The organism is Streptomyces sp. cg35 (genome assembly GCF_050410835.1).
GTDB lineage: Bacteria > Actinomycetota > Actinomycetes > Streptomycetales > Streptomycetaceae > Streptomyces.
Map to the genome: position 1 here is coordinate 7,355,088 of NZ_CP191268.1, position 24,493 is coordinate 7,379,580.

Here is a 24,493-nt window from a genome sequence, read left to right on the forward strand (position 1 = left end):
ACAAGCTAGGGAGCGGTGCCAAGTGTCCGGTGGAGAGGTGGCCGGGATCCTGGTGGCTGTCTTCTGGGCGATCCTGGTCTCCTTCCTCGCGGTGGCGCTCGCGAGGCTGGCCCAGACGCTCAGGGCGACCACCAAGCTGGTCGCGGACGTGACCGAACAGGCCGTCCCGCTGCTGGCCGACGCCTCCGCCGCGGTGCGCTCCGCCCAGACGCAGATCGACCGGGTCGACGCCATCGCCACCGACGTCCAGGAAGTCACGTCGAACGCGTCGGCGCTCTCCTCCACCGTGGCCTCCACCTTCGGCGGCCCGCTGGTCAAGGTGGCCGCGTTCGGCTACGGGGTGCGCCGGGCCATCGGCGGCCGCGCCAAGGACGTGCCGGCCAAGCAGACCCGTCGTACCGTGATCGTGGGCCGCACGGTCCCGGAGTCGCGCCGCGCCAAGCGGGCCAACCGGAATAAGAGGGACTGACCCAGCGATGTTCCGCCGTACGTTCTGGTTCACCGCGGGCGCCGCCGCCGGCGTGTGGGCCACCACCAAGGTCAACCGCAAGCTCAAGCAGCTGACCCCCGAGAGTCTCGCCGCCCAGGCCGCCAACAAGGCCGTCGAAGCGGGCCACCGGCTCAAGGACTTCGCCCTCGACGTCCGCGACAACATGGCCGAGCGCGAAGCCGAACTCGGTGACGCGCTGGGCCTGACCGACCCGGTGGATCCCGAACTGCCCCCGCAGCGCCGCTTCGTGGTCGTCGAGAACCACTCCAAGACATCACCCAAATACATCGAGAACACGCAGCACACGGCTGGCTCGAAGTACCCGCACAACAACCGGAATGAGGACCACTGATGGAGTCGGCTGAAATCCGTCGCCGCTGGCTGAGCTTCTTCGAGGAGCGTGGCCACAAGGTCGTGCCCTCGGCGTCGCTCATCGCGGACGACCCGACTCTGCTGCTCGTGCCGGCGGGCATGGTCCCGTTCAAGCCGTACTTCCTGGGCGAGGTCAAGCCGCCCGCGCCGCGCGCCACCAGCGTGCAGAAGTGCGTGCGCACGCCCGACATCGAAGAGGTCGGCAAGACCACCCGCCACGGCACCTTCTTCCAGATGTGCGGCAACTTCTCCTTCGGCGACTACTTCAAGGAAGGCGCCATCAAGTACGCCTGGGAGCTGCTCACCAGCCCCCAGGACAAGGGTGGTTACGGCCTGGAGCCGGAGAAGCTCTGGATCACCGTGTACCTGGACGACGACGAGGCCGAGCGCATCTGGCACGAGGTCGTGGGCGTCCCCAAGGAGCGCATCCAGCGCCTGGGCAAGAAGGACAACTTCTGGTCCATGGGCGTCCCCGGCCCCTGCGGCCCCTGCTCCGAGATCAACTACGACCGCGGTCCCGAGTTCGGCGCCGAGGGCGGCCCGATCGTCAACGACGAGCGGTATGTGGAGATCTGGAACCTGGTCTTCATGCAGTACGAGCGCGGCCAGGGCATCGGCAAGGAGGACTTCGAGATCCTCGGTGACCTGCCGTCGCAGAACATCGACACGGGTCTCGGCCTCGAGCGTCTCGCCATGATCCTGCAGGGCGTGCAGAACATGTACGAGACGGACACCCTCCGTGTCGTCATCGACAAGGCCACCGAGCTGACCGGTGTCGCCTACGGCGCCAAGCACGAGTCGGACGTCTCGCTGCGCGTGGTCGCCGACCACATGCGGACGTCGACGATGCTCATCGGTGACGGCGTCACGCCGGGCAACGAGGGCCGTGGCTACGTGCTGCGCCGCATCATGCGCCGCGCCATCCGCAACATGCGCATCCTCGGCGCCACCGGACCGGTCGTGCAGGACCTGCTCGACGTCGTGATCAACACGATGGGCGAGCAGTACCCGGAGCTGATCACCGACCGCAAGCGCATCGAGCAGGTCGCGCTCGCCGAGGAGGCCGCGTTCCTCAAGGCCCTCAAGGGCGGCACGAACATCCTCGACACCGCCGTCACCGAGACGAAGGCCACGGGTTCCACGGTCCTCGCCGGCGACAAGGCGTTCCTGCTCCACGACACGTGGGGCTTCCCGATCGACCTCACCCTGGAGATGGCCGCCGAGCAGGGCCTGACCGTGGACGAGGACGGCTTCCGGCGCCTGATGAAGGAGCAGCGGGAGCGCGCCAAGGCCGACGCCCAGGCCAAGAAGACCGGCCACGCCGACATGGGTGCCTACCGCGAGATCGCGGACGCCGCCGGCGCCACCGACTTCATCGGCTACACCTCGACCGACAGCGAGTCCCGCGTCGTCGGCCTCCTGGTCAACGGCGTCTCCTCGCCGGCGGCCTCCGAGGGCGACGAGGTCGAGGTCGTCCTCGACCGCACCCCGTTCTACGCCGAGGGCGGCGGCCAGATCGGCGACACCGGCCGCATCAAGCTGGACAACGGCGCGGTGATCGAGATCCGCGACTGCCAGAAGCCGGTCCCGGGCGTCTACGTCCACAAGGGTGTCGTCCAGGTCGGCGAGGTCACGGTCGGCGCTCCGGCGCAGGCGATCATCGACGTGACGCGCCGCCGGGCCATCGCCCGCGCGCACTCCGCCACGCACCTCACGCACCAGGCGCTGCGCGACGCGCTCGGCCCGACGGCCGCCCAGGCCGGTTCGGAGAACCAGCCGGGCCGCTTCCGCTTCGACTTCGGTTCGCCGTCCGCCGTGCCCACGGCCGTGATGACGGACGTCGAGCAGAAGATCAACGAGGTCCTGGCCCGCGAGCTCGACGTGCAGGCCGAGGTCATGTCGATCGACGACGCCAAGAAGCAGGGCGCCATCGCCGAGTTCGGCGAGAAGTACGGCGAGCGCGTGCGCGTCGTCACCATCGGCGACTTCTCCAAGGAGCTGTGCGGCGGCACCCACGTGCACAACACCGCCCAGCTCGGCCTGGTGAAGCTGCTCGGCGAGTCGTCCATCGGCTCCGGCGTGCGTCGCATCGAGGCCCTGGTCGGCGTCGACGCGTACAACTTCCTGGCCAAGGAGCACACGGTCGTCGCCCAGCTCCAGGAGCTGGTCAAGGGCCGCTCCGAGGAGCTGCCCGAGAAGATCTCGGCGATGCTCGGCAAGCTCAAGGACGCCGAGAAGGAGATCGAGAAGTTCCGCGCGGAGAAGGTCCTGCAGGCCGCCGCCGGTCTCGCCGACTCCGCCAAGGACGTCCGTGGCGTCGCCCTCGTCACCGGCCAGGTGCCGGACGGCACCGGCGCCGACGACCTGCGCAAGCTGGTCCTCGACGTGCGGGGCCGCATCCAGGGCGGCCGCGCCGCCGTGGTGGCCCTGTTCACCACGGTCAACGGCAAGCCGCTCACGGTCATCGCGACGAACGACGCCGCCCGTGACCGCGGCCTCAAGGCCGGCGAGCTGGTCCGCACCGCGGCCAAGACGCTCGGCGGCGGTGGCGGCGGCAAGCCGGACGTCGCCCAGGGCGGCGGCCAGAACCCGGCCGCCATCGGCGACGCCATCGACGCCGTCGAGCGCCTGGTCGGGGAGACGGCCAACTGATGCGCAGAGGCCGCCGACTGGCCATCGACGTGGGGGACGCCCGGATCGGGGTCGCGTCCTGCGACCCCGACGGGATCCTTGCGACACCCGTCGAGACGGTGCCGGGACGCGATGTCCCGGCGGCCCACCGACGGCTGAAGCAACTCGTCGAGGAGTACGAGCCGATCGAGGTCGTCGTCGGTCTCCCTCGCTCCCTCAAGGGGGGCGAGGGCCCGGCGGCCGCCAAGGTCCGCGGCTTCGCCCAGGAGCTGGCGCGGGGCATCGCACCCGTTGCGGTGAGACTCCTGGACGAGAGGATGACCACAGTGACGGCGAGTCAGGGGCTGCGCGCCTCCGGCGTTAAGTCCAAAAAGGGCCGCTCTGTCATCGACCAGGCGGCGGCCGTCATCATCCTCCAGCAGGCACTGGAGTCCGAACGGGCGTCAGGCGTTGCTCCCGGTGAGGGCGTCGAAGTGGTCATCTGATCGCGGTACGGTAACGTTCCGCGCGACCGGCGGCGTTCGAACAGCTGCCGCACAGCATCAAGAGGCGGAACGGTTGCTCTCCTGACCGGGCATGGGCTCCCCACCGCCTCGCGGCTTGTAGGGGACCGATGACTGAGTATGGCCGGGGCCAAGGCTCCGAACCGTGGCATCCCGAGGACCCGCTGTACGGGGACCAGGGATGGGGGCAGCAGGCCGGGCACGGCCAGTCTGCCTACGGCGGCCACGAGCAGTACCACCCCCAGCAGTCGCAGCAGGCGTACGAGGGTGACTGGGGCGCGGGACAGCAATCCGGGTACGGCCAGGATCCCGGGTATGCGCACGACCCGGGATACGGGCAGCAGGCGTACGGCGGACAGCAGGGGCAGGGCGGCTGGGACACCACCGGCACGCACGGTCAGGTCCCGTACGGCTCCGACCCCATGGACCCGTACAACACCGGCCAGTCCGCCGCGTACAACGCTGAACAGCCGGACTACTACGACACCCCCGGCGCCTACCCGCCGCCCGAGCCGCCGGGCCGGCGCCGTGCGCCCGAACCCGAGCCGGAGTGGGACGCGGGCCCCGACCAGGGAGAACACGCGTTCTTCAGTGGTGGCGGTGACGACGAGGACGACTACGAGGACGACAGTCGCGGCGGCCGTCGCGGCCGAGGCGGCCGGAAACCGAAGAAGCGCCGCAGCGGTTGCGCGTGCCTCGTCCTGACCGCGGTCTTCGCGGCCGGTGTCGGCGGCGTCGGCTATTTCGGCTACCAGTTCTACCAGGATCGTTTCGGCTCGGCGCCGGACTTCTCGGGGGACGGGAACGGGGAGAACGTCACCGTCGTCATCCAGAAGGGCTGGGGCGGTTATGACATCGGGCGCGCGCTGAAGGAAGCCGGAGTCGTCCAGAGCGTCGACTCCTTCGTGGCCGCCCAGTCGGCGGACCCCAAGGGCAAGACGATCCAGGCCGGCGCCTACATCCTGCAGAAGGAGATGTCGGGTGCGAGCGCCGTCGATCTGATGCTGAGCCCGAAGAGCCGGGCCAATCTGACCATCCCCGAGGGCAGGCGGAACGCCTGGATCTACGAGCAGATCGACCGGAAGCTCGAGGTCTCCAAGGGCACCACGGCCAAGGTCGCGAAGAAGGACTACAAGAGCCTCGGCCTGCCCGACTGGGCGATGAACCACGCGAACGTGAAGGATCCGCTGGAGGGCTTCCTCTTCCCGTCCAGCTACGCCGTCGCCAAGGGCATGAAGCCCGACGACGTACTGAAACAGATGGTCGGCCAGGCGAACGAGCGGTACGACAAGCTCGACCTGGAGGGCAAGGCCAAGAGTCTCGACCTCGAGAGCCCCTGGCAGGTGCTCACCGTGGCCAGCCTCGTGCAGGCCGAGGGCAAGACGCACGACGACTTCCGCAGGATGGCCGAGGTCGTCTACAACCGCCTCAAGCCGACGAACACGGAGACCAACCAGCTCCTGCAGTTCGACTCGACCTTCAACTACCTCAAGGGTCAGAGCAACATCAACATCGGCGAGTCCGAGATCAACAGCAACAAGGACCCGTACAACACTTACACGCGCAAGGGTCTGCCGCCCGGGCCTATCGACAACCCCGGTGACGAGGCGTTCGCCGCGACGCTCAATCCGACGACCGACGGCTGGATGTACTTCGTGGCCACGGACGGCATGAACAAGACGGAGTTCGCGAAGACCCACGCCGAGTTCGAGAAGCTGAGGGACAAGTTCAATGCCAGCCAGGGCAACTGATGCGCGCAGGGCGGCCGTACTCGGGTCGCCCATCGCCCACTCCCTGTCCCCGCAGCTGCACAACGCGGCATACGCGGCGCTGGGTCTGCACGACTGGACGTACGACCGGTTCGACATCGACGAGGCCGCGCTGGAGGGGTTCCTCGCGGGGCTCGGCCCGGAGTGGGCCGGTCTGTCGCTGACGATGCCCCTCAAGCGGGCCGTCATACCGCTGCTCGACGGGATCACCGACACCGCGGCGTCCGTGGAGGCCGTGAACACCGTGGTCCTCCACCCCGACGGGCGGAAGTACGGCGACAACACCGACATCCCGGGGCTCGTCGCCGCGCTGCACGAGCGCGGCGTGGAGAAGACCGACTCTGCGGCGATCCTCGGCGCCGGGGCCACCGCGTCGTCGGCACTCGCCGCCCTCTCCCGCATCTGCACCGGCGAGGTCGTCGCCTACGTGCGCAGCGAGCAGCGCGCCGACGAGATGCGCGGCTGGGGCGAGCGGCTCGGGGTCCGGGTGCGGACCGCGGACTGGGCGGACGCGGCGCGCGCCTTCGCGGCGCCCCTGGTGATCTCCACGACGCCCAAGGGCGGCACGGACCACCTGGTGGCCGAGGTGCCGCAGCAAGTGGGGACCCTCTTCGACGTGGTCTACGACCCGTGGCCGACGCCCCTCGCGGCGGCCTGGCAGCAGCGAGGCGGCCACGTGCTGAGCGGTCTCGACCTGCTCGTGCACCAGGCCGTCTTCCAGTTCGAGCAGTTCACGGGGGACCGGCGGCCGGTGCTCGCCGCCATGCGCGAGGCGGCGCTGCGGGCGCTCGGCTGACGTCTCACGCGTCGTCCGGAGGGCGGACAGGGCGACAGCTCACCTGCGGGGCATGGGAGGATCGGGGGACGACGGCGGGCCGGGCCGCGCACCCGGTACCGGTCGTCGAGCCGTAACGCAGAGCGCGAGCATGAGGAGCACCGTTGAGCAGGTTGCGCTGGCTGACCGCGGGGGAGTCGCACGGACCCGCACTTGTCGCGACGCTGGAGGGGCTTCCCGCCGGCGTTCCGATCACCACGGAGATGGTGGCGGACCACCTGGCCAGGCGGCGTCTGGGGTATGGGCGCGGGGCGCGGATGAAGTTCGAGCGCGACGAGGTCACCTTCCTCGGCGGCGTCCGGCACGGACTGTCCCTCGGCTCGCCGGTCGCGGTGATGGTCGGCAACACCGAGTGGCCCAAGTGGGAACAGGTCATGGCGGCCGACCCGGTCGACCCGGAGATCCTCAAGGACCTCGCGCGCAACGCGCCGCTGACCCGGCCCCGGCCGGGCCACGCGGACCTCGCGGGCATGCAGAAGTACGGGTTCGACGAGGCGCGGCCGATCCTGGAGCGGGCCTCGGCGCGGGAGACCGCCGCCCGGGTCGCGCTCGGTGCGATCGCGCGGTCGTACCTGAAGGAGACGGCCGGGATCGAGATCGTCAGCCACGTCGTGGAGCTGTGCTCCGTCAAGGCGCCGCAGGACGTGTACCCGACGCCCGCCGACGTGGAGAAGCTGGACGCCGACCCGCTGCGCTGCCTGGACGCGGACGCGTCGAAGGCGATGGTCGCGGAGGTCGACCAGGCCCACAAGGACGGCGACACCCTCGGCGGCGTCGTCGAGGTGCTGGCCTACGGGGTACCGGTCGGCCTCGGCTCGCACGTGCACTGGGACCGCAAGCTGGACGCCCGTCTCGCCGGTGCGCTCATGGGCATCCAGGCCATCAAGGGCGTCGAGATCGGCGACGGCTTCGACCTGGCGCGGGTGCCGGGTTCGCAGGCGCACGACGAGATCGTCAACACCCCCGAGGGCATCCGTCGGGTCTCCGGACGCGCGGGCGGCACCGAGGGCGGCCTGTCCACCGGTGAGCTGCTGCGGGTCCGCGCCGCGATGAAGCCGATCGCGACCGTGCCGCGCGCCCTGAAGACCGTGGACGTCACCACCGGCGAGGCCACGCAGGCCCACCACCAGCGCTCCGACGTCTCCGCCGTGCCGGCCGCCGGCATCGTCGCCGAGGCCATGGTCGCCCTGGTCCTCGCGGACGCGGTCGCGGAGAAGTTCGGTGGCGACAGCGTGCCCGAGACGCGGCGCAACGTGACGTCGTACCTCGACAACCTGCAGATCCGGTGAGCGGCCCGAAGGTCGTTCTCGTCGGCCCGATGGGCGTGGGCAAGTCGACCGTGGGCGGCATGCTCGCGGAGCGCCTCGACTGCGCGTTCCGGGACACCGACGACGACATCGTGGCCGCGCAGGGCCGCACCATCGCCGAGATCTTCGTCGATGAGGGCGAGGCGCGGTTCAGGGCGCTGGAGAAGGCCTCCGTCGCGGCCGCGCTCGCCGAGCACGACGGGGTCCTCGCCCTGGGCGGCGGCGCGATCCTCGACGCCGACACCCGCGATCTGCTGGCCGGCCACCGCGTCGTCTACCTCTCGATGGACGTCGAGGAAGCGGCCAAGCGCACCGGCCTGAACGTGGCCCGGCCGCTGCTCGCCGTCAACCCGCGCAAGCAGTGGCGGGAACTGATGGAGGCGCGGCGCCACCTGTACACCGACGTGGCCGGGGTGGTCGTGGCCACCGACGGCCGCACCCCCGACGAGGTGGCCCAGGCCGTCCTCGACGCACTGGAGTTGAAGCAGGCATGAGTGACGAAGTGACCCGTATCCAGGTCGGCGGCACCGCCGGTACCGACCCGTACGAGGTGCTGGTGGGCCGTCAACTCCTGGGCGAGCTGGGCTCGTTGATCGGCGACCAGGCCAAGCGGGTCGCCGTCGTGCACCCCGAGGCGCTGGCCGAGACGGGCGAGGCGCTCCGCGCCGACCTGGCCGACCAGGGCTTCGAGGCCGTCGCCATCCAGGTGCCGAACGCCGAGGAGGCCAAGACCGCCGAGGTCGCCGCGTACTGCTGGAAGGCCCTCGGGCAGTCCCACTTCACGCGCAGCGACGTCATCGTCGGTGTCGGCGGCGGCGCCAGCACGGACCTGGCCGGGTTCGTGGCGGCGACCTGGCTGCGCGGCGTGCGCTGGATCGCCGTCCCGACGACCGTGCTCGCCATGGTCGACGCCGCGGTCGGCGGCAAGACCGGCATCAACACCGCCGAGGGCAAGAACCTGGTGGGCGCCTTCCACCCGCCGGCCGGGGTGCTCTGCGACCTCGCCGCGCTCGACTCCCTCCCCGTCCACGACTACGTGTCCGGCCTCGCCGAGATCATCAAGGCCGGATTCATCGCCGACGAGCGGATCCTGGAGCTCATCGAGGAGGACCCGCAGGCCGCCCGCACACCGGCCGGCCCGCACACCGCCGAGCTGATCGAGCGGTCCATCAAGGTCAAGGCCGAGGTGGTCTCCGGCGACCTGAAGGAGTCGGGTCTGCGCGAGATCCTCAACTACGGGCACACGCTCGCGCACGCCATCGAGAAGAACGAGCGCTACAAGTGGCGCCACGGCGCGGCGGTCTCGGTGGGCATGCACTTCGCCGCCGAACTCGGCCGCCTGGCCGGACGCCTCGACGACGCGACGGCCGACCGGCACCGCACCGTCCTGGAGTCCGTCGGTCTCCCGCTGAGCTACCGCTACGACCAGTGGCCCAAGCTCCTGGAGACCATGAAGGTCGACAAGAAGTCGCGCGGCAACCTGCTGCGCTTCATCGTCCTCGACGGGCTGGGCAAGCCCACCGTCCTGGAGGGGCCCGACCCCGCCGTCCTCCTCGCCGCCTATGGCGAAGTGGCCGAATAGCGCCCCTCGTTCGACTACGGGCACTTTGTGACGTCCCCGGCCGTTCACACAACGGCGGCCGGGGGCGGTACCGTTCGGTAGCGCCCTGATCGCCGGCGCCTCATTGACGGTTGTACGAGACGGAGTGGCACCGGATGCAGCACGCAGTGGGGTCTCCGCTGCCACCACCCCATCGGCCGGGGCACGGACCGGCCGTCCCGTGGACGCAGACACAAGCGCGCCCCGGCGCGCCCGGATTCGCCGGTGCCCAGGCGCACCATCCGCAGGTGCCGCCGCACCCGCAGGCACCACAGGCCCCGCGCCCGCCCGCCCCGCCGCAGCGCGACACCACGGGGCACGTCCAGCTCCCGCCCGGCGCTCCGGTCGCCGTGCCGAGCCCGCCGCCCGCGCAGGCTCCGGCCGACCCGGCCGCGACGACCCTCGCCGTCCTGCTCATCGGCCCGGCCGGCGCCGGCAAGACCAGCGTCGCCAAGTACTGGGCGGAGAGCCGCCGCGTCCCGACGGCCCACATCAGCCTCGACGACGTACGCGAATGGGTGCGCTCCGGCTTCGCCGACCCGCAGACCGGGTGGAACGACAACAGCGAGGCGCAGTACCGCCTGGCCCGCCGCACCTGCGGCTTCGCCGCACGGAACTTTTTGGCGAACGGGATCTCCTGCATCCTCGACGACGCCGTCTTCCCGGACCGGCCGGTCGTCGGCCTCGGCGGCTGGAAGCGGCACGTCGGCCCCGGCCTGCTGCCGGTCGTCCTGCTGCCGGGCCTCGAGATCGTCCTCGAGCGCAACGCGCAGCGCAGCGGGAACCGACGCCTCACCGACGAGGAGGTCGCCCGCATCCACGGACGCATGGCCGGCTGGTACGGCTCCGGCCTGCCCATCATCGACAACTCCCAGCTCGACGTGGCCGGCACCGCGCAGGTCCTGGACGAGGTGCTCGCCCGGGCCATCGCGAGTCCACCCCAGTGGTGACCGTCCCCCGGGGAACGGACGTGCCGACGCCCGTCCGGACGCGCTGAACCGGCCACCTGGCGCACCCGCTCGTACGCTCGGCCTCATGGCAGAGGTGTACGCGGCCCGACGGGACCGGCTCAGAGAGCGCGCGACGGCGGGCGGCTGCGCGGCCGCCCTCGTGTCGCGCCCCGCCAACGTCCGCTATCTCGCCGGAGCGGCGCCGCACGGCGCCGTCCTCCTGCTGGGCCGGGATCCCGGCGGCAGCGGCGACGTACTGCTGTGCGCGCGCCCGCCCAGCGGCCAGACCGCCGAGGGGCGTGCCGACGAGGAGCTGCGCGTGCAGGTCCTCGCCGCTCCTGGCGGGGATCCCGCCGTCGCCGCCGCCGATGTGGCCGCCGCGCAGGGCGCCGATTCGCTGGCCGTCGAGGAGCACCATCTGACGATGGCCCGGCACCGCGCGCTCGGCTCGGTCGCGCCCGGGCTGCGCCTGGCCGACCTGAACAAGGCCGTCGAGCAGCTGCGGCTGGTCAAGGACGAGGACGAGATCTCCTGCCTGCGCATCGCCGCCGAGATCGCCGACCAGGCGCTGGGCGAGCTGCTCGAATCGATCCTCGTGGGCCGCACCGAGCGCCATCTCGCCCTCGAACTGGAACGCCGGCTCGTCGACCACGGCGCCGACGGCCCGGCCTTCCCGACGTCCGTGGGCACGGGCCCGAACTCCGGGCGCGGCGGCCACCGCCCCGGCGACCGCCGTGTCGAGGAGGGCGACTTCCTCTCGGTGTGCCTGGGCGCGACGTACCGCGGATACCGCTGCGAGATCGGCCGGACCTTCGTCATCGGGACCTCGCCCGCCGACTGGCAGATCGAGCTGTACGACCTCGTCTTCGCAGCCCAGCGGGCCGGACGGGAGAGCCTGGTGCCCGGCGTCGAGTGCCGTGAGGTGGACCGGGCCGCCCGCCACGTACTGGACGCGGGAGGGTATGGTGACGGGCTCGCGCAGCTGACCGGACACGGGGTGGGACTCGAAATCGACGAGGACCCGCAGTTGGCCCCCGCCGCCATGGGTAAACTTGACGCTTGTGTGCCGGTCACCGTCGAACCGGGGGTCCACCTCCCGGGCCGGGGCGGCGTCCGGATCGATGACACGCTCGTCGTCCGCCCCGAGGCGGACGGCGGACCCGAGCTACTCACCATCACGACCAAGGAGCTGCTCGCGCTCTAGCCGGAGAATTCCGGCCAGGAGCCGAGTGTGTGCCCCGGGGTCGTCCACGTCAGTCCAGGAGATTCCGCAACCGTGGCTTCCACGAACGACCTCAAGAACGGCCTGGTGCTCAAGCTCGACGGGGGCCAGCTCTGGTCCGTCGTCGAGTTCCAGCACGTCAAGCCCGGCAAGGGCCCGGCCTTCGTGCGCACCAAGCTCAAGAACGTGCTCTCCGGCAAGGTCGTCGACAAGACGTTCAACGCCGGCGTCAAGGTCGAGACGGCCACGATCGACAAGCGCGACATGCAGTTCTCGTACATGGACGGCGACTACTTCGTCTTCATGGACATGGAGACCTATGACCAGCTGCACGTCGACCGCAAGGCCGTCGGCGACGCCGCCAACTTCCTGATCGAGGGCTTCAACGCCTCCGTCGCGCAGCACGAGGGCGAGGTGCTCTTCATTGAGCTGCCCGCCGCCGTCGAGCTCGTCGTCCAGGAGACCGAGCCGGGCGTCCAGGGCGACCGCTCCACCGGTGGCACCAAGCCCGCCACGCTGGAGACCGGCCACCAGATCCAGGTCCCGCTCTTCATCACCACGGGCGAGAAGATCAAGGTCGACACCCGTGACAGCGGCTACCTCGGCCGGGTGAACAGCTAACCGTGGCTGCCCGTAACACGGCCCGCAAGCGAGCCTTCCAGATCCTCTTCGAGGCCGACCAGCGCGGCGCCGACGTCGTGACGGTCCTCGCGGACTGGGTCAAGAACTCGCACAGCGACCCCCAGCAGCCGCCCGTCAGCGAGTACACGATGGAGCTGGTCGAGGGGTACGCCCCGCAGGCCCGCCGCATCGACGAGTTGATCTCGCAGTACGCCGTCGACTGGACGCTGGACCGGATGCCGGTCGTCGACCGCAACATCCTGCGGCTCGGCGCCTACGAGCTGATCTGGGTCGACGGAACGCCGGACGCCGTGGTGCTCGACGAGGCGGTCTCGCTCGCCAAGGAGTTCTCCACCGACGATTCCCCGGCGTTCATCAACGGACTTCTGGCCCGCTTCAAGGACCTGAAGCCGGCGCTCCGCCGCGACCAGGCATAACGCCGCAGAGCGCACCGTTCTCCGCAGGCCCGAAGCAGAACTTGAACAATGTTCTGCTTCGGGCCTGGTGCGTTCCCCGGGGACCTCACTAAATTCTGGCCATGTCCCCAACAGGCCCCAGCCGTCCCAGCGGTCTCGGCGCGCGAGTGCGCGTCGGCTACGGCCTCGGCTCCTTCGCCACCGGCACCTTCGGCACCGTCCCCGGTCTGCTCCTGCTCTACTACCTGACCGACGTCCTCGGCGTCGGCGCGGGCCTCGCAGGACTGCTCGTCTTCCTGCCCAAGGCGTGGGACGTGCTGCTCAACCCCTGGATCGGCAGCCTCTCCGACCGCAGCACCCGGGCCCGTCTCGGCCCCCGCCGCTCCTGGATGCTGTTCGGCGCGCTCACCATGCCGCTCTGCTTCGCCGCCATGTTCGCCGCGCCGGGCCTCGACGGCGGACCCGCGGCCGCGTACGTCGCCGTCCTGTTCCTGCTCACCGCCTCCGCGTACGCCTGCTTCCAGGTCCCCTACGTCGCGCTGCCCGCGGAACTCACCGCCGATCCGGACGAGCGCGCCCGCGTCATGTCCTGGCGCGTGGCGTTCCTGGCGGTCGCGATCCTGCTGTCCGGTGCCGTCGCGCCGCTGCTCGCCGGATCCACCGCCGACGACCGGGGCAGCGCGGGCGGCTACCGGCTGATGGGCGTGGTGATCGGCGCGCTCCTCGCCGTCGGCATGCTCGCCGCCGTGGCCGCGACGGCGGGGACGACGAGCGCCATCCGTACGACGAGCGAGCCCGGCCTGCGCGCACAGCTCCGCGCCGCCCGGGGCAACGCGCCCTTCGCCCGGCTGCTCGGCGCCTTCGTCACCCAGGCCGCCGCGACGGGCCTGATGCTGGCGGGCACCCAGTACTTCGCGACGTACATCCTCGACGACCCCGGCGCCACGACCCTGCTCTTCGCCTGCCTCATCGTCCCGTCGCTGCTCGCGATGCCGCTCTGGCTGGCCGTGGGACGCCGGACCGGCAAGCGGAACGCGGCGATCGGCGCCTCCCTCTGCTTCCTGCTCGGGGCGCTGGCCGCGGCGGCCGGGCGGGAGCTGCCGGCCGCCCTGATCTACGTCGCCGTGGCCGCGGCCGGCGTCGGATACGCGGGCATGCAGATGCTGCCGATGGCGATGCTCGGGGACGCGATCGCCGCCGACGCGTACACGAGCGGACGCCGCCGGGCCGGGGTCTTCACCGGGCTGTGGACCGCGGGCGAGACGCTCGGACTCGCGCTGGGGCCCGGCCTGTTCGGGCTCGTGCTCGCGCTCGGCGACTTCGTCTCGTCCGACGCCGACCACCGCGTCGCCCAGCCCGACTCCGCGCTCACCGCGATCGTCGTCGGCTTCGGCGCCCTGCCCGCCGCCCTGCTCCTGCTCAGTCTTCCGCTGCTGGCCCGCTACCGCCTCACCGAGGCCGAACTGACCCGGCTGCGTGCAGCCGCCGACGCCGACCCCGCCGACCGAGACCAGAGAACCGCATGACGACCGGAGAGTGTGCATGACGACCGACCCGATCCTGGCGCGCCTCGCCACGCTGCGCGCGGGCGACCTCCCCGTACGCGGCGGACGCACGATGGCGTACGTCTACGACTCCGGGCTCGACGGGCTCGAAGAGCTGGCGAACGCCGCGCAGGCCGCCTTCGCCGGCGTCAACGGCCTCGACATGACGGCGTTCCCCAGCGTCGTGGAGCTGGAGAACGACCTGGTGCGCCGGGCCACCGCGCTGCTCGGCGGCGGCGCCGGCACCTTCACCAGCGGCGGCACCGAGAGCTGCCTGCTCGCCGTCCTGACGGCACGACACCACGCCCGCCGGACGCGGGGCGTGACCGACCCCGAGCTGGTCCTGCCGGAGACGGCGCACGCCGCGTTCCACAAGGCCGCCGAACTGTTCGGGCTGCGGGTGGTGAGCGTGCCCGTCGACCCGGCCGGCTTCACGGTCCGCCCCGCCGACGTGGCCGCGGCGATCACCGACCGCACCGCCCTGGTCGTCGTCTCCGCGCCCTCGTACGCGCACGGCGTCATCGACCCGGTCACGGAGGTCGCGGCCGAGGCGGCGCGGCGCGGTGTGCTCTGCCATGTCGACGCCTGCATCGGCGGCTGGTACCTGGGCCACCTGAGGCGAGCGGTCCAGGACGGGGCCTTTGCCCAGGACACGCCGGACATACCGCAGTTCGACCTGTCCGTCCCCGGGGTGACCTCCCTGTCGGTGGACCTCCACAAGTACGCGTACACGGCGAAAGGCGCCTCGCTCCTGCTCTTCCGGGACGCCGAACTGCGCCGCCACGGCTGGTTCGCGCACGCCTCCTGGCCCGGCTACCCCGTGGTCAACTCCACGCTCCAGGGCACCAAGTCGGCCGGACCGCTCGCGGCGGCCTGGGCCGTGACCGAGCGGGTCGGAACCGAGGGTTACACCGCGTTGTCGGCCCGCGTGCACCGGGCGACCCACGCCCTCGCCGAGGGCATCGGGCGGATCGAGGGGCTCCGGCTGCTCGCCCGGCCCGAGGCGTCCCTGATCGCCGTCGCCGCCGATGACCCGGCCCTCGACGTCTTCGTCGTGGCGGACGAGATCCGGGGGAGCGGCTGGTATCTCCAGCCCCAGCCGGCGTTCGGGGCGTCCCCGGCCAATCTCCATCTGACGGTGACCGCCGCGGTGGCGGACGAGGAGACCGTACGGCTGTTGCTCGGGGAACTGGAGAAGGCCGTGGCGCGGGCGCGCGCGCTCGGTCCCGTGCCCATCGATCCGGCGATCGTCGAGGCCGCCGGCGCGCTCGACCCGGACGCGCTCACCCCGGAGGAGGTCGAGGTGGCCCTGGCACTCGCGGGGGTCGGAGAGGGAGGACGGCTGCCCGAGCGGATGGCGCCGGTGCTCGCCGTTCTGCAGGCCCTGCCGCCGAAGCTGAGCGAACGGCTCCTGCCCGAGGTCATCGGGCGGCTCTACCGGGCCTGAGAAGCACCATGGGGCGGAGCCGGTCGGCTCCGCCCCATGGGATGTGACGTTTCTGCGGTAGAGGTCTCGCTCAGGCCTCTTCGTGCGCCACCGCACGCCGCGCGTCCGCGTCCAGGACGCCCCAGCTGATCAGCTGCTCGGTCAGGACCGAGGGCGACTGGTCGTAGATGACCGCGAGGGTGCGCAGGTCGTCCTGGCGGATCGACAGCACCTTGCCGTTGTAGTCACCGCGCTGCGACTGGATCGTGGCGGCGTAGCGCTGCAGCGGGCCCGCCTTCTCCGGCGGCACATGGGCCAGGCGCTCCAGGTCGAGGACCAGCTTCGGCGGGGGCTCGGCCGCGCCGCCCGGCGTGGTGCCCGGCAACAGTTCCTGCACCGGAACGCCGTAGAAGTCCGCCAGCTCGGCAAGGCGCTGCACGGTCACGGCACGGTCGCCGCGCTCGTACGACCCCACCACGACCGCCTTCCAGCGTCCCTGGGACTTCTCCTCGACGCCGTGGAGGGAAAGGCCCTGCTGGGTACGGATCGCACGGAGCTTGGCCCCGAGCTGTTTGGCGTATTCGCTGGACATATAGCTCCCCGGACACTGCATCACTGTGCGGCTGCGCCGCGTGGCTGGTAACTCACTGTGAGGTTACGCAGCGTTACTTGGCCGCGTCAAGCCGAATGGTCCGTACCGACCTTCCCTCAAAACGGGCGTTCCCGCACCTCCAGGGGGTGATCGGCGATGTTGAGGGGCTGGTAGTCTGGATGGCGCAATTCCGACGTCCTTTAAGGTCCGTCCCGTGAGGCGGAGAAGGGGGTCCAGTCGTTGTGGACACGCAGCATATGGACACGCAGAAGTCCGGTGCCAGGTCGGTTCTCGAAGGCCCTGACATCGCGCGGGTACTGACCCGCATCGCCCACGAGATCGTCGAGCGCGCCAAGGGTGCCGAGGACGTGGTCCTCCTGGGCATTCCCACGCGGGGCGTCTTCCTCGCCCGCCGCCTGGCCGAGAAGCTCGAAGAGATCACCGGCCGCGCCATCCCCGTCGGCTCGCTCGACATCACGATGTACCGCGACGACCTGCGCATGCACCCGCCGCGCGCGCTGGCCCGCACCGACATCCCCGGCGACGGCATCGACGGCCGCCTCGTGATCCTCGTCGACGACGTGCTGTTCTCCGGCCGCACCATCCGCGCCGCCCTCGACGCCCTGAACGACATCGGGCGCCCCCGCGCCGTGCAGCTCGCGGTCCTCGTCGACCGCGGCCACCGCGAGCTCCCGATCCGCGCCGACTACGTCGGAAAGAACCTCCCCACGTCGCTGCGGGAGACGGTCAAGGTCCAGCTCGCCGAGGAGGACGGCCGCGACGCCGTGCTGCTCGGTGCGAAGCCGGACACCAAGGCAGCCGAGCAGTAGCACTCCTTCGCCGTGCGCCGCGCCGTACGGCCCGAAGGCGTGCCCTCGCGCGCCCGTATGCCCCAAATCTCCTGAACTTCCTTACGGAGCACCCCAGATGATGCGACACCTCATCTCGGCCGCCGACCTCACCCGCGACGACGCCGTCCTCATCCTCGACACCACCGAGGAGATGGCCCGGGTCGCCGACCGGCCCATCAAGAAGCTGCCCGCGCTGCGCGGCCGGACCGTCTGCAACCTCTTCTTCGAGGACTCGACCCGGACCCGGATCTCCTTCGAGGCCGCCGAGAAGCGCCTCTCCGCCGACGTCATCAACTTCGCCGCCAAGGGCTCCAGCGTCTCCAAGGGCGAGTCCCTGAAGGACACCGCGCAGACCCTGGAGGCGATGGGCGTCGACGCCGTCGTCATCCGGCACGGCGCGTCCGGCGCCCCCTACCGCCTCGCGACCTCCGGCTGGATCGACGCCCCGGTCATCAACGCGGGCGACGGCACCCACCAGCACCCCACGCAGGCCCTCCTCGACGCCTTCACGATGCGCCGCCGCCTCGTCGGCCCGGACGCCGGGATCGGCAAGGGCCTCGACGGCAGGCGCGTCACGCTCGTCGGCGACATCCTGCACAGCCGCGTCGCCCGCTCGAACGTCGACCTGCTGCACACCCTCGGCGCCCAGGTCACCCTTGTCGCGCCGCCCACCCTGCTGCCCGTCGGCGTCGAGACCTGGCCCTGCGAGGTCAGCTACGACCTCGACTCCACGCTCCCCAAGTCCGACGCCGTGATGATGCTCCGCGTACAGCGCGAGCGGATGAACGCGGCGTTCTTCCCGACCGAGCGCGAGTACTCGCGCCGCTACGGCCTCGACGGCGACCGCATGGCGAAGATGCCCGAGCACGCCATCGTGATGCACCCCGGCCCGATGGTCCGCGGCATGGAGATCACCGCCGAGGTCGCCGACTCCGGCCGCTGCACCGCCGTCGAACAGGTCGCCAACGGTGTCCACACCCGCATGGCCGTCCTCTACCTGCTGCTCGGCGGCAACGAGCCTGCCGTCACCCACTCTCGTACCGAGGAGAAGTAAGAACATGAGCAAGATCCTGATCCGTGGTGCGAAGGTGCTCGGCGGCGAGCCGCAGGACGTCCTGATCGACGGTGCCGTCATCGCCGAGGTCGGCACCGGCCTGTCCGCCGAGGGCGCCGAGGTCGTCGAGGCCGACGGCAAGATCCTCCTGCCGGGCCTCGTGGACCTGCACACCCACCTGCGCGAGCCGGGCCGCGAGGACTCCGAGACCGTCCTGACCGGCACGCAGGCCGCCGCCTCCGGCGGCTACACCGCCGTGTTCGCCATGGCCAACACCTTCCCGGTCGCCGACACCGCCGGCGTCGTCGAGCAGGTCTACCGGCTCGGCCAGGAGCACGGCTACTGCGACGTGCAGCCCATCGGCGCCGTCACCGTCGGCCTGGAGGGCAGCAAGCTCGCCGAGCTCGGCGCCATGCACGAGTCCGCCGCGGGCGTCACCGTCTTCTCCGACGACGGCAAGTGCGTCCACGACGCCGTGATCATGCGCCGTGCCCTGGAGTACGTGAAGGCCTTCGGCGGCGTCGTCGCCCAGCACGCCCAGGAGCCCCGCCTCACCGAGGGCGCCCAGATGAACGAGGGCACCGTCTCCGCCGAGCTGGGCCTGGGCGGCTGGCCCGCCGTCGCCGAGGAGTCGATCATCGCCCGCGACGTGCTGCTCGCCGAGCACGTCGGCTCCCGGGTGCACATCTGCCACCTGTCGACCGCCGGGTCCGTCGAGATCGTGCGCTGGGCCAAGTCCCGCGGCATCGACGTCACCGCCGAGGTCACCCCGCACCACCTGCTCCTCACCGACGAGCTGGTGCGCTCGTACAACCCGGTCTACAAGGTGAACCCGCCGCTGCGCACCGAGAAGGACGTCATGGCGCTGCGCGAGGCCCTCGCCGACGGCACGATCGACATCGTCGCCACCGACCACGCCCCGCACCCGCACGAGGACAAGGACTGCGAGTGGGCCGCCGCCGCCATGGGCATGGTCGGCCTGGAGACCGCGCTCGGCGTGGTGCAGCAGACCATGGTCGAGACGGGCCTGCTCGACTGGGCGGGCGTCGCCGACCGGATGTCCGTCAAGCCCGCCGAGATCGGGCAGGCCACCGGCCATGGACGTCCCGTCTCGGCAGGTGAGCCCGCCAACCTGGTTCTCGTCGACGCCGACTACCGTGGAGCCGTTGACCCCGCGGGCTTCGCCTCCCGCAGCCGCAACACCCCCTACGAGGGCCGTGAGCTGCCGGGGCGCGTCACCCACACCTGGCTGCGGGGCAAGGCCACCCTCGCCGACGGGAAGCTCGCGTGACACCTCTGCTGCACCTGGCCGCCGAACAGAAGTCGGCGGACGTGACCGACTGGGCCGACCGCATCGGCTGGATCGTCGGACTGCTGCTCTTCATCGCGCTCGTCTACTGGCTGATGCGCCAGGGCTGGAAGTGGCGCGGCACCCTGCAGGGCGACCTGCCGCCGCTGCCCGACGCGCCGAGTGGGCGCGGCCCGGTGAAACTTGAGCTGAGCGGCCGGTACCACGGCTCCACCACCGCGGGGCAGTGGCTCGACCGCATCGTGGCGCACGGCCTCGGTACCCGCAGCCGCGTCGAGCTGACGCTCACGGACGAGGGTCTGGACGTCGTACGCCCCGGAGCGGCCGACTTCTTCGTCCCGGCGCGGGCGCTGCGCGAGGCCCGGCTCGACAAGGGCATCGCCGGCAAGGTGCTCACGGAGGGCGGTCTGCTGATCGTCACCTGGGCGCACGGCGACAAGCTGATCGACTCCGGCTTCCGCTCCGACCACGCCGCCGAGCAGGCGGACTGGGTCACCGCAATCAACAACATGATCGACACGCACATCACGACGGAAGGCGCCGCACGATGACCACCTCCACCAGGGGAACCAGCAAGGTTCCCGCCGTTCTCGTCCTGGAGGACGGCCGCGTGTTCCGCGGCCGCGCCTACGGGGCCGTGGGGGAGACCTTCGGCGAGGCCGTGTTCTCCACCGGCATGACCGGCTACCAGGAGACCCTGACCGACCCGTCGTACGACCGCCAGATCGTGGTCGCCACCGCCCCGCAGATCGGCAACACGGGCTGGAACGACGAGGACGACGAGTCGAGCCGCATCTGGGTCTCCGGGTACGTCGTCCGCGACCCCGCCCGCATCCCCTCCAACTGGCGCGCGAAGCGCTCGCTCGACGACGAGCTGGTCGCCCAGAACATCGTCGGCATCTCCGGCATCGACACCCGCGCCCTCACCCGCCACCTGCGCGAGCGCGGCTCCATGCGCTCCGGCATCTTCTCCGGCGAGACGCTCCCGGCCGACGCCGAGCTCGTCGAGAAGGTCCAGGCCCAGCCCGTCATGAAGGGCCTGAGCCTGTACGAGGAGGTCGCCACCAAGGAGGCCTACGTCGTCCCGGCCGTCGGTGAGAAGAAGTTCACCGTCGCCGCCGTCGACCTCGGCATCAAGGGCATGACCCCGCACCGCATGGCCGAGCGCGGCATCGAGGTGCACGTGCTGCCCGCCACGGCGACCGCGGAGGACGTCTACGCCGTCAGCCCCGACGGTGTCTTCTTCTCCAACGGCCCGGGCGACCCGGCCACCGCCGAAGGACCGGTCGCGCTGATGACCGCCGTCCTGGAGCGCAAGACGCCGCTGTTCGGCATCTGCTTCGGCAACCAGATCCTCGGCCGCGCCCTCGGCTTCGGCACGTACAAGCTGAAGTACGGCCACCGTGGCATCAACCAGCCGGTGCAGGACCGCACCACCGGCAAGGTCGAGGTCACCGCGCACAACCACGGCTTCGCCGTGGACGCGCCCCTCGACAAGGTGAGCGAGACCAAGTTCGGCCGCGCCGAGGTCTCCCACGTCTGCCTGAACGACCAGGTCGTCGAAGGCCTCCAGCTGCTCGACCAGCCGGCCTTCTCCGTCCAGTACCACCCGGAGGCGGCGGCCGGTCCCCACGACGCCGCCTACCTGTTCGACCGCTTCGTTTCCCTGATGGAGGGCCAGCGTGCCTAAGCGCTCCGATATCCAGTCCGTCCTGGTCATCGGCTCCGGCCCGATCGTCATCGGCCAGGCCGCCGAGTTCGACTACTCCGGCACCCAGGCGTGCCGCGTCCTGAAGTCCGAGGGTCTGCGGGTCATCCTCGTGAACTCCAACCCCGCGACGATCATGACCGACCCGGAGATCGCCGACGCCACGTACGTCGAGCCGATCACGCCCGAGTTCGTCGAGAAGATCATCGCCAAGGAGCGCCCCGACGCGCTGCTCCCGACCCTCGGTGGTCAGACGGCCCTCAACACGGCCATCTCCATGCACGAGCAAGGCGTCCTCGAGAAGTACGGCGTCGAGCTCATCGGCGCCAACGTCGAGGCGATCAACAAGGGCGAGGACCGCGACCTCTTCAAGGGCGTCGTGGAGGAGGTCCGCAAGAAGATCGGGCACGGCGAGTCCGCCCGCTCGGTCATCTGCCACTCCATGGACGACGTCCTCAAGGGCGTCGACACGCTCGGCGGCTACCCCGTCGTCGTCCGCCCCTCCTTCACCATGGGCGGCGCCGGTTCCGGCTTCGCGCACGACGAGGAGGAGCTGCGCCGCATCGCCGGCCAGGGCCTGACGCTCTCCCCGACCACCGAGGTGCTCCTGGAGGAGTCCATCCTCGGCTGGAAGGAGTACGAGCTGGAGCTGATGCGCGACAAGAACGACAACGTCGTGGTCGTCTGCTCCATCGAGAACTTCGACCCGATGGGCGTGCACACCGGCGACTCGATCACCGTCGCGCCCTCGATGACGCTCACCGACCGCGAGTACCAGCGGCTGCGCGACATCGGCATCGCGATCATCCGCGAGGTCGGCGTCGACACCGGCGGCTGCAACATCCAGTTCGCGATCAACCCCGACGACGGCCGCATCATCGTCATCGAGATGAACCCGCGCGTCTCGCGCTCCTCGGCGCTCGCGTCGAAGGCCACCGGTTTCCCGATCGCCAAGATCGCCGCGAAGCTGGCCGTCGGCTACACGCTGGACGAGATCCCGAACGACATCACGGAGAAGACCCCGGCCTCCTTCGAGCCGACGCTCGACTACGTGGTCGTGAAGGCCCCGCGCTTCGCGTTCGAGAAGTTCCCGCAGGCCGACTCCACCCTCACCACGACCATGAAGTCGGTCGGCGAGGCCATGGCCATCGGCCGCAACTTCACCGAGGCGTTCCAGAAGGCCCTGCGCTCCCTGGAGAAGAAGGGCTCGCAGTTCACCTTCATCGGTGAGACCGGTGACAAGACCGCGCTCCTCGAAGAGGCCGTGCGCCCGACCGACGGCCGGATCAACACCGTCATGGAGGCGATCCGGGCCGGCGCCACGCCCGAGGAGATCTTCGACTACACGAAGATCGACCCCTGGTTCGTGGACCAGCTCTTCCTGATCAAGGAGGTCGCCGACGAGCTCGCGGCGGCCGAGCGCCTCGACGCGGCCCTGCTCGCCGAGGCCAAGCGCCACGGCTTCTCCGACCACCAGATCGCCGAGATCCGCGGCCTGCGCGAGGACGTCGTCCGCGAGGTCCGGCACGCCCTCGGGGTGCGCCCGGTCTACAAGACGGTCGACACCTGCGCCGCCGAGTTCGCCGCCAAGACGCCGTACTTCTACTCCTCGTACGACGAGGAGACCGAGGTCGCGCAGCGCACCAAGCCCGCGGTGATCATCCTCGGCTCCGGCCCGAACCGCATCGGCCAGGGCATCGAGTTCGACTACTCCTGCGTCCACGCCTCCTTCGCGCTCAGCGACGCGGGCTACGAGACCGTGATGGTCAACTGCAACCCGGAGACGGTCTCCACGGACTACGACACGTCCGACCGCCTGTACTTCGAGCCGCTGACGCTGGAAGACGTGCTGGAGATCGTGCACGCCGAGTCCCTCGCGGGCCCGATCGCGGGCGTCGTCGTCCAGCTCGGCGGCCAGACCCCGCTCGGCCTCGCCCAGGCCCTCAAGGACAACGGCGTGCCCGTCGTCGGCACCTCCCCGGAGGCGATCCACGCCGCCGAGGACCGCGGCGCCTTCGGCCGGGTGCTCGCCGAGGCCGGCCTCCCGGCCCCGAAGCACGGCACCGCCACCACGTTCGCCGAGGCCAAGGCCATCGCCGACGAGATCGGCTACCCGGTCCTGGTCCGCCCGTCCTACGTGCTCGGCGGCCGCGGCATGGAGATCGTCTACGACGAGACCCGCCTGTCCGCGTACATCGAGGAGTCCACCGAGATCAGCCCCTCGCGGCCGGTCCTCGTCGACCGCTTCCTCGACGACGCCATCGAGATCGACGTCGACGCCCTGTACGACGGCGAGGAGCTCTACCTCGGCGGCGTCATGGAGCACATCGAGGAGGCCGGCATCCACTCCGGCGACTCGGCGTGCGCCCTGCCCCCGATCACGCTCGGCGGCTTCGACATCAAGCGCCTGCGCGCCTCCACCGAGGCCATCGCCAAGGGCGTCGGCGTGCGCGGCCTGATCAACATCCAGTTCGCCATGGCCGGGGACATCCTCTACGTCCTCGAGGCCAACCCGCGCGCCTCCCGCACCGTCCCCTTCACCTCGAAGGCGACCGCGGTGCCGCTCGCGAAGGCCGCCGCCCGCATCTCGCTGGGCGCCACCGTCGCCGAGCTGCGCGCCGAGGGCCTGCTCCCGAAGACCGGCGACGGCGGCACGCTGCCGCTCGACGCGCCGATCTCCGTCAAGGAGGCCGTCATGCCGTGGTCGCGCTTCCGCGACATCCACGGCCGCGGCGTCGACACGGTCCTCGGCCCGGAGATGCGCTCCACCGGCGAGGTCATGGGCATCGACTCCGTCTTCGGCACGGCGTACGCCAAGTCGCAGGCAGGCGCCTACGGGCCGCTGCCGACGAAGGGCCGGGCGTTCATCTCCGTCGCCAACCGCGACAAGCGCTCGATGATCTTCCCGGCGCGCGAGCTCGTCGCCCACGGCTTCGAGCTGCTCGCCACGTCCGGCACCGCCGAGGTCCTCAAGCGCAACGGCATCAACGCCACGATCGTGCGCAAGCAGTCCGAGGGCGAGGGCCCGAACGGCGAGAAGACGATCGTCCAGCTGATCCACGCGGGCGACGTCGACCTCATCGTCAACACCCCGTACGGCACCGGCGGCCGCCTCGACGGCTACGAGATCCGTACGGCGGCGGTGGCCCGCTCCGTGCCGTGCCTCACGACGGTCCAGGCACTCGCCGCCGCCGTCCAGGGCATCGACGCCCTCAACCACGGTGACGTGGGCGTCCGTTCACTGCAGGAACACGCGGAACACCTGACCGCGGCCCGCGACTAGCAACCCAAGA

At 70.9% G+C, this 24,493-nt stretch carries 22 protein-coding genes; 21 read left to right on the top strand and 1 reads right to left on the bottom strand.

Annotation, left to right across the window (positions count from 1 at the left end):
• Positions 1 to 22: 22 nt before the first annotated feature.
• The 15 genes from ACQUQD_RS33695 (at position 23) to ACQUQD_RS33765 (ending at position 15,707) form a co-directional block, all read left to right on the top strand.
• Positions 23 to 469: a DUF948 domain-containing protein gene (locus ACQUQD_RS33695; protein WP_428955959.1), complete on the top strand. Its 447-nt coding sequence runs from the start codon at positions 23 to 25 to the stop codon at positions 467 to 469.
• A 7-nt stretch (positions 470 to 476) separates the two neighbouring features.
• A complete protein-coding gene (locus ACQUQD_RS33700) occupies positions 477 to 842 on the top strand; it encodes a DUF6167 family protein (RefSeq protein WP_428955960.1) in 366 nt (121 codons plus the stop codon).
• Entirely contained in the window at positions 842 to 3,514 is a 2,673-nt protein-coding gene (gene alaS / locus ACQUQD_RS33705; protein WP_428955961.1) for an alanine--tRNA ligase, read from the top strand. The genes ACQUQD_RS33700 and alaS overlap by 1 nt, the downstream gene beginning before the upstream one ends.
• The gene (gene ruvX, locus ACQUQD_RS33710; RefSeq protein ID WP_428955962.1) at positions 3,514 to 3,978 is read left to right on the top strand and encodes a Holliday junction resolvase RuvX; all 465 of its coding nucleotides are present in this window, start codon (positions 3,514 to 3,516) and stop codon (positions 3,976 to 3,978) included. Before alaS ends, ruvX begins: the two co-directional genes overlap by 1 nt.
• Positions 3,979 to 4,106: 128 nt before the next feature.
• Positions 4,107 to 5,747 carry an endolytic transglycosylase MltG gene (gene mltG, locus ACQUQD_RS33715; protein WP_428955963.1) on the top strand — a complete coding sequence of 547 codons (1,641 nt, stop codon included), beginning with the start codon at positions 4,107 to 4,109 and terminating at the stop codon, positions 5,745 to 5,747.
• Positions 5,728 to 6,561: a shikimate dehydrogenase gene (locus ACQUQD_RS33720; protein ID WP_428955964.1), complete on the top strand. Its 834-nt coding sequence runs from the start codon at positions 5,728 to 5,730 to the stop codon at positions 6,559 to 6,561. Before mltG ends, ACQUQD_RS33720 begins: the two co-directional genes overlap by 20 nt.
• A 143-nt stretch (positions 6,562 to 6,704) precedes the next feature.
• Complete coding sequence (gene aroC / locus ACQUQD_RS33725) at positions 6,705 to 7,889, top strand: chorismate synthase (RefSeq protein ID WP_428955965.1); 1,185 nt, start codon at positions 6,705 to 6,707, stop codon at positions 7,887 to 7,889.
• Positions 7,886 to 8,401 carry a shikimate kinase gene (locus tag ACQUQD_RS33730; protein WP_428955966.1) on the top strand — a complete coding sequence of 172 codons (516 nt, stop codon included), beginning with the start codon at positions 7,886 to 7,888 and terminating at the stop codon, positions 8,399 to 8,401. The genes aroC and ACQUQD_RS33730 overlap by 4 nt, the downstream gene beginning before the upstream one ends.
• Entirely contained in the window at positions 8,398 to 9,489 is a 1,092-nt protein-coding gene (aroB, locus tag ACQUQD_RS33735) for a 3-dehydroquinate synthase (RefSeq protein WP_428955967.1), read from the top strand. The genes ACQUQD_RS33730 and aroB overlap by 4 nt, the downstream gene beginning before the upstream one ends.
• A 134-nt stretch (positions 9,490 to 9,623) precedes the next feature.
• Positions 9,624 to 10,457, top strand: a complete 834-nt coding sequence (locus tag ACQUQD_RS33740) for a Pro-rich N-terminal domain-containing protein (RefSeq protein WP_428955968.1) — start codon at positions 9,624 to 9,626, stop codon at positions 10,455 to 10,457.
• 85 nt (positions 10,458 to 10,542) lie between these two features.
• Positions 10,543 to 11,661 (top strand): aminopeptidase P family protein, encoded by a 1,119-nt coding sequence (locus ACQUQD_RS33745; RefSeq protein WP_428955969.1) that lies wholly within the window; start codon positions 10,543 to 10,545, stop codon positions 11,659 to 11,661.
• Positions 11,662 to 11,733: 72 nt separating this feature from the next.
• Complete coding sequence (gene efp / locus ACQUQD_RS33750; RefSeq protein WP_428955970.1) at positions 11,734 to 12,300, top strand: elongation factor P; 567 nt, start codon at positions 11,734 to 11,736, stop codon at positions 12,298 to 12,300.
• A 2-nt stretch (positions 12,301 to 12,302) separates the two neighbouring features.
• Positions 12,303 to 12,737, top strand: a complete 435-nt coding sequence (gene nusB / locus ACQUQD_RS33755) for a transcription antitermination factor NusB (protein WP_428955971.1) — start codon at positions 12,303 to 12,305, stop codon at positions 12,735 to 12,737.
• A gap of 101 nt (positions 12,738 to 12,838) precedes the next feature.
• Positions 12,839 to 14,242 carry an MFS transporter gene (locus ACQUQD_RS33760; protein WP_428955972.1) on the top strand — a complete coding sequence of 468 codons (1,404 nt, stop codon included), beginning with the start codon at positions 12,839 to 12,841 and terminating at the stop codon, positions 14,240 to 14,242.
• A 16-nt stretch (positions 14,243 to 14,258) separates the two neighbouring features.
• Entirely contained in the window at positions 14,259 to 15,707 is a 1,449-nt protein-coding gene (locus ACQUQD_RS33765; protein ID WP_428955973.1) for a pyridoxal phosphate-dependent decarboxylase family protein, read from the top strand.
• Positions 15,708 to 15,777: 70 nt separating this feature from the next.
• On the opposite strand, the gene ACQUQD_RS33770 is transcribed toward ACQUQD_RS33765, so the two are convergent.
• Complete coding sequence (locus ACQUQD_RS33770) at positions 15,778 to 16,278, bottom strand: transcriptional regulator BldD (protein WP_093894511.1); 501 nt, start codon at positions 16,276 to 16,278, stop codon at positions 15,778 to 15,780.
• 257 nt (positions 16,279 to 16,535) lie between these two features.
• Here ACQUQD_RS33770 and pyrR point away from each other — a divergent pair, with 257 nt between their 5' ends.
• The 6 genes from pyrR (at position 16,536) to carB (ending at position 24,483) form a co-directional block, all read left to right on the top strand.
• Positions 16,536 to 17,108, top strand: coding sequence for a bifunctional pyr operon transcriptional regulator/uracil phosphoribosyltransferase PyrR (gene pyrR, locus ACQUQD_RS33775; RefSeq protein WP_428957719.1), 573 nt, complete (start codon positions 16,536 to 16,538; stop codon positions 17,106 to 17,108).
• A gap of 97 nt (positions 17,109 to 17,205) precedes the next feature.
• Positions 17,206 to 18,183, top strand: coding sequence for an aspartate carbamoyltransferase catalytic subunit (locus ACQUQD_RS33780; RefSeq protein ID WP_428955974.1), 978 nt, complete (start codon positions 17,206 to 17,208; stop codon positions 18,181 to 18,183).
• Between the two features lie 4 nt (positions 18,184 to 18,187).
• Positions 18,188 to 19,474, top strand: a complete 1,287-nt coding sequence (locus tag ACQUQD_RS33785) for a dihydroorotase (RefSeq protein ID WP_428955975.1) — start codon at positions 18,188 to 18,190, stop codon at positions 19,472 to 19,474.
• Entirely contained in the window at positions 19,471 to 20,043 is a 573-nt protein-coding gene (locus ACQUQD_RS33790) for a hypothetical protein (RefSeq protein ID WP_428955976.1), read from the top strand. The genes ACQUQD_RS33785 and ACQUQD_RS33790 overlap by 4 nt, the downstream gene beginning before the upstream one ends.
• Entirely contained in the window at positions 20,040 to 21,182 is a 1,143-nt protein-coding gene (carA, locus tag ACQUQD_RS33795) for a glutamine-hydrolyzing carbamoyl-phosphate synthase small subunit (RefSeq protein ID WP_428955977.1), read from the top strand. The genes ACQUQD_RS33790 and carA overlap by 4 nt, the downstream gene beginning before the upstream one ends.
• Positions 21,175 to 24,483, top strand: coding sequence for a carbamoyl-phosphate synthase large subunit (carB, locus tag ACQUQD_RS33800; RefSeq protein WP_428955978.1), 3,309 nt, complete (start codon positions 21,175 to 21,177; stop codon positions 24,481 to 24,483). Before carA ends, carB begins: the two co-directional genes overlap by 8 nt.
• The last annotated feature ends 10 nt before the right edge of the window (positions 24,484 to 24,493 follow it).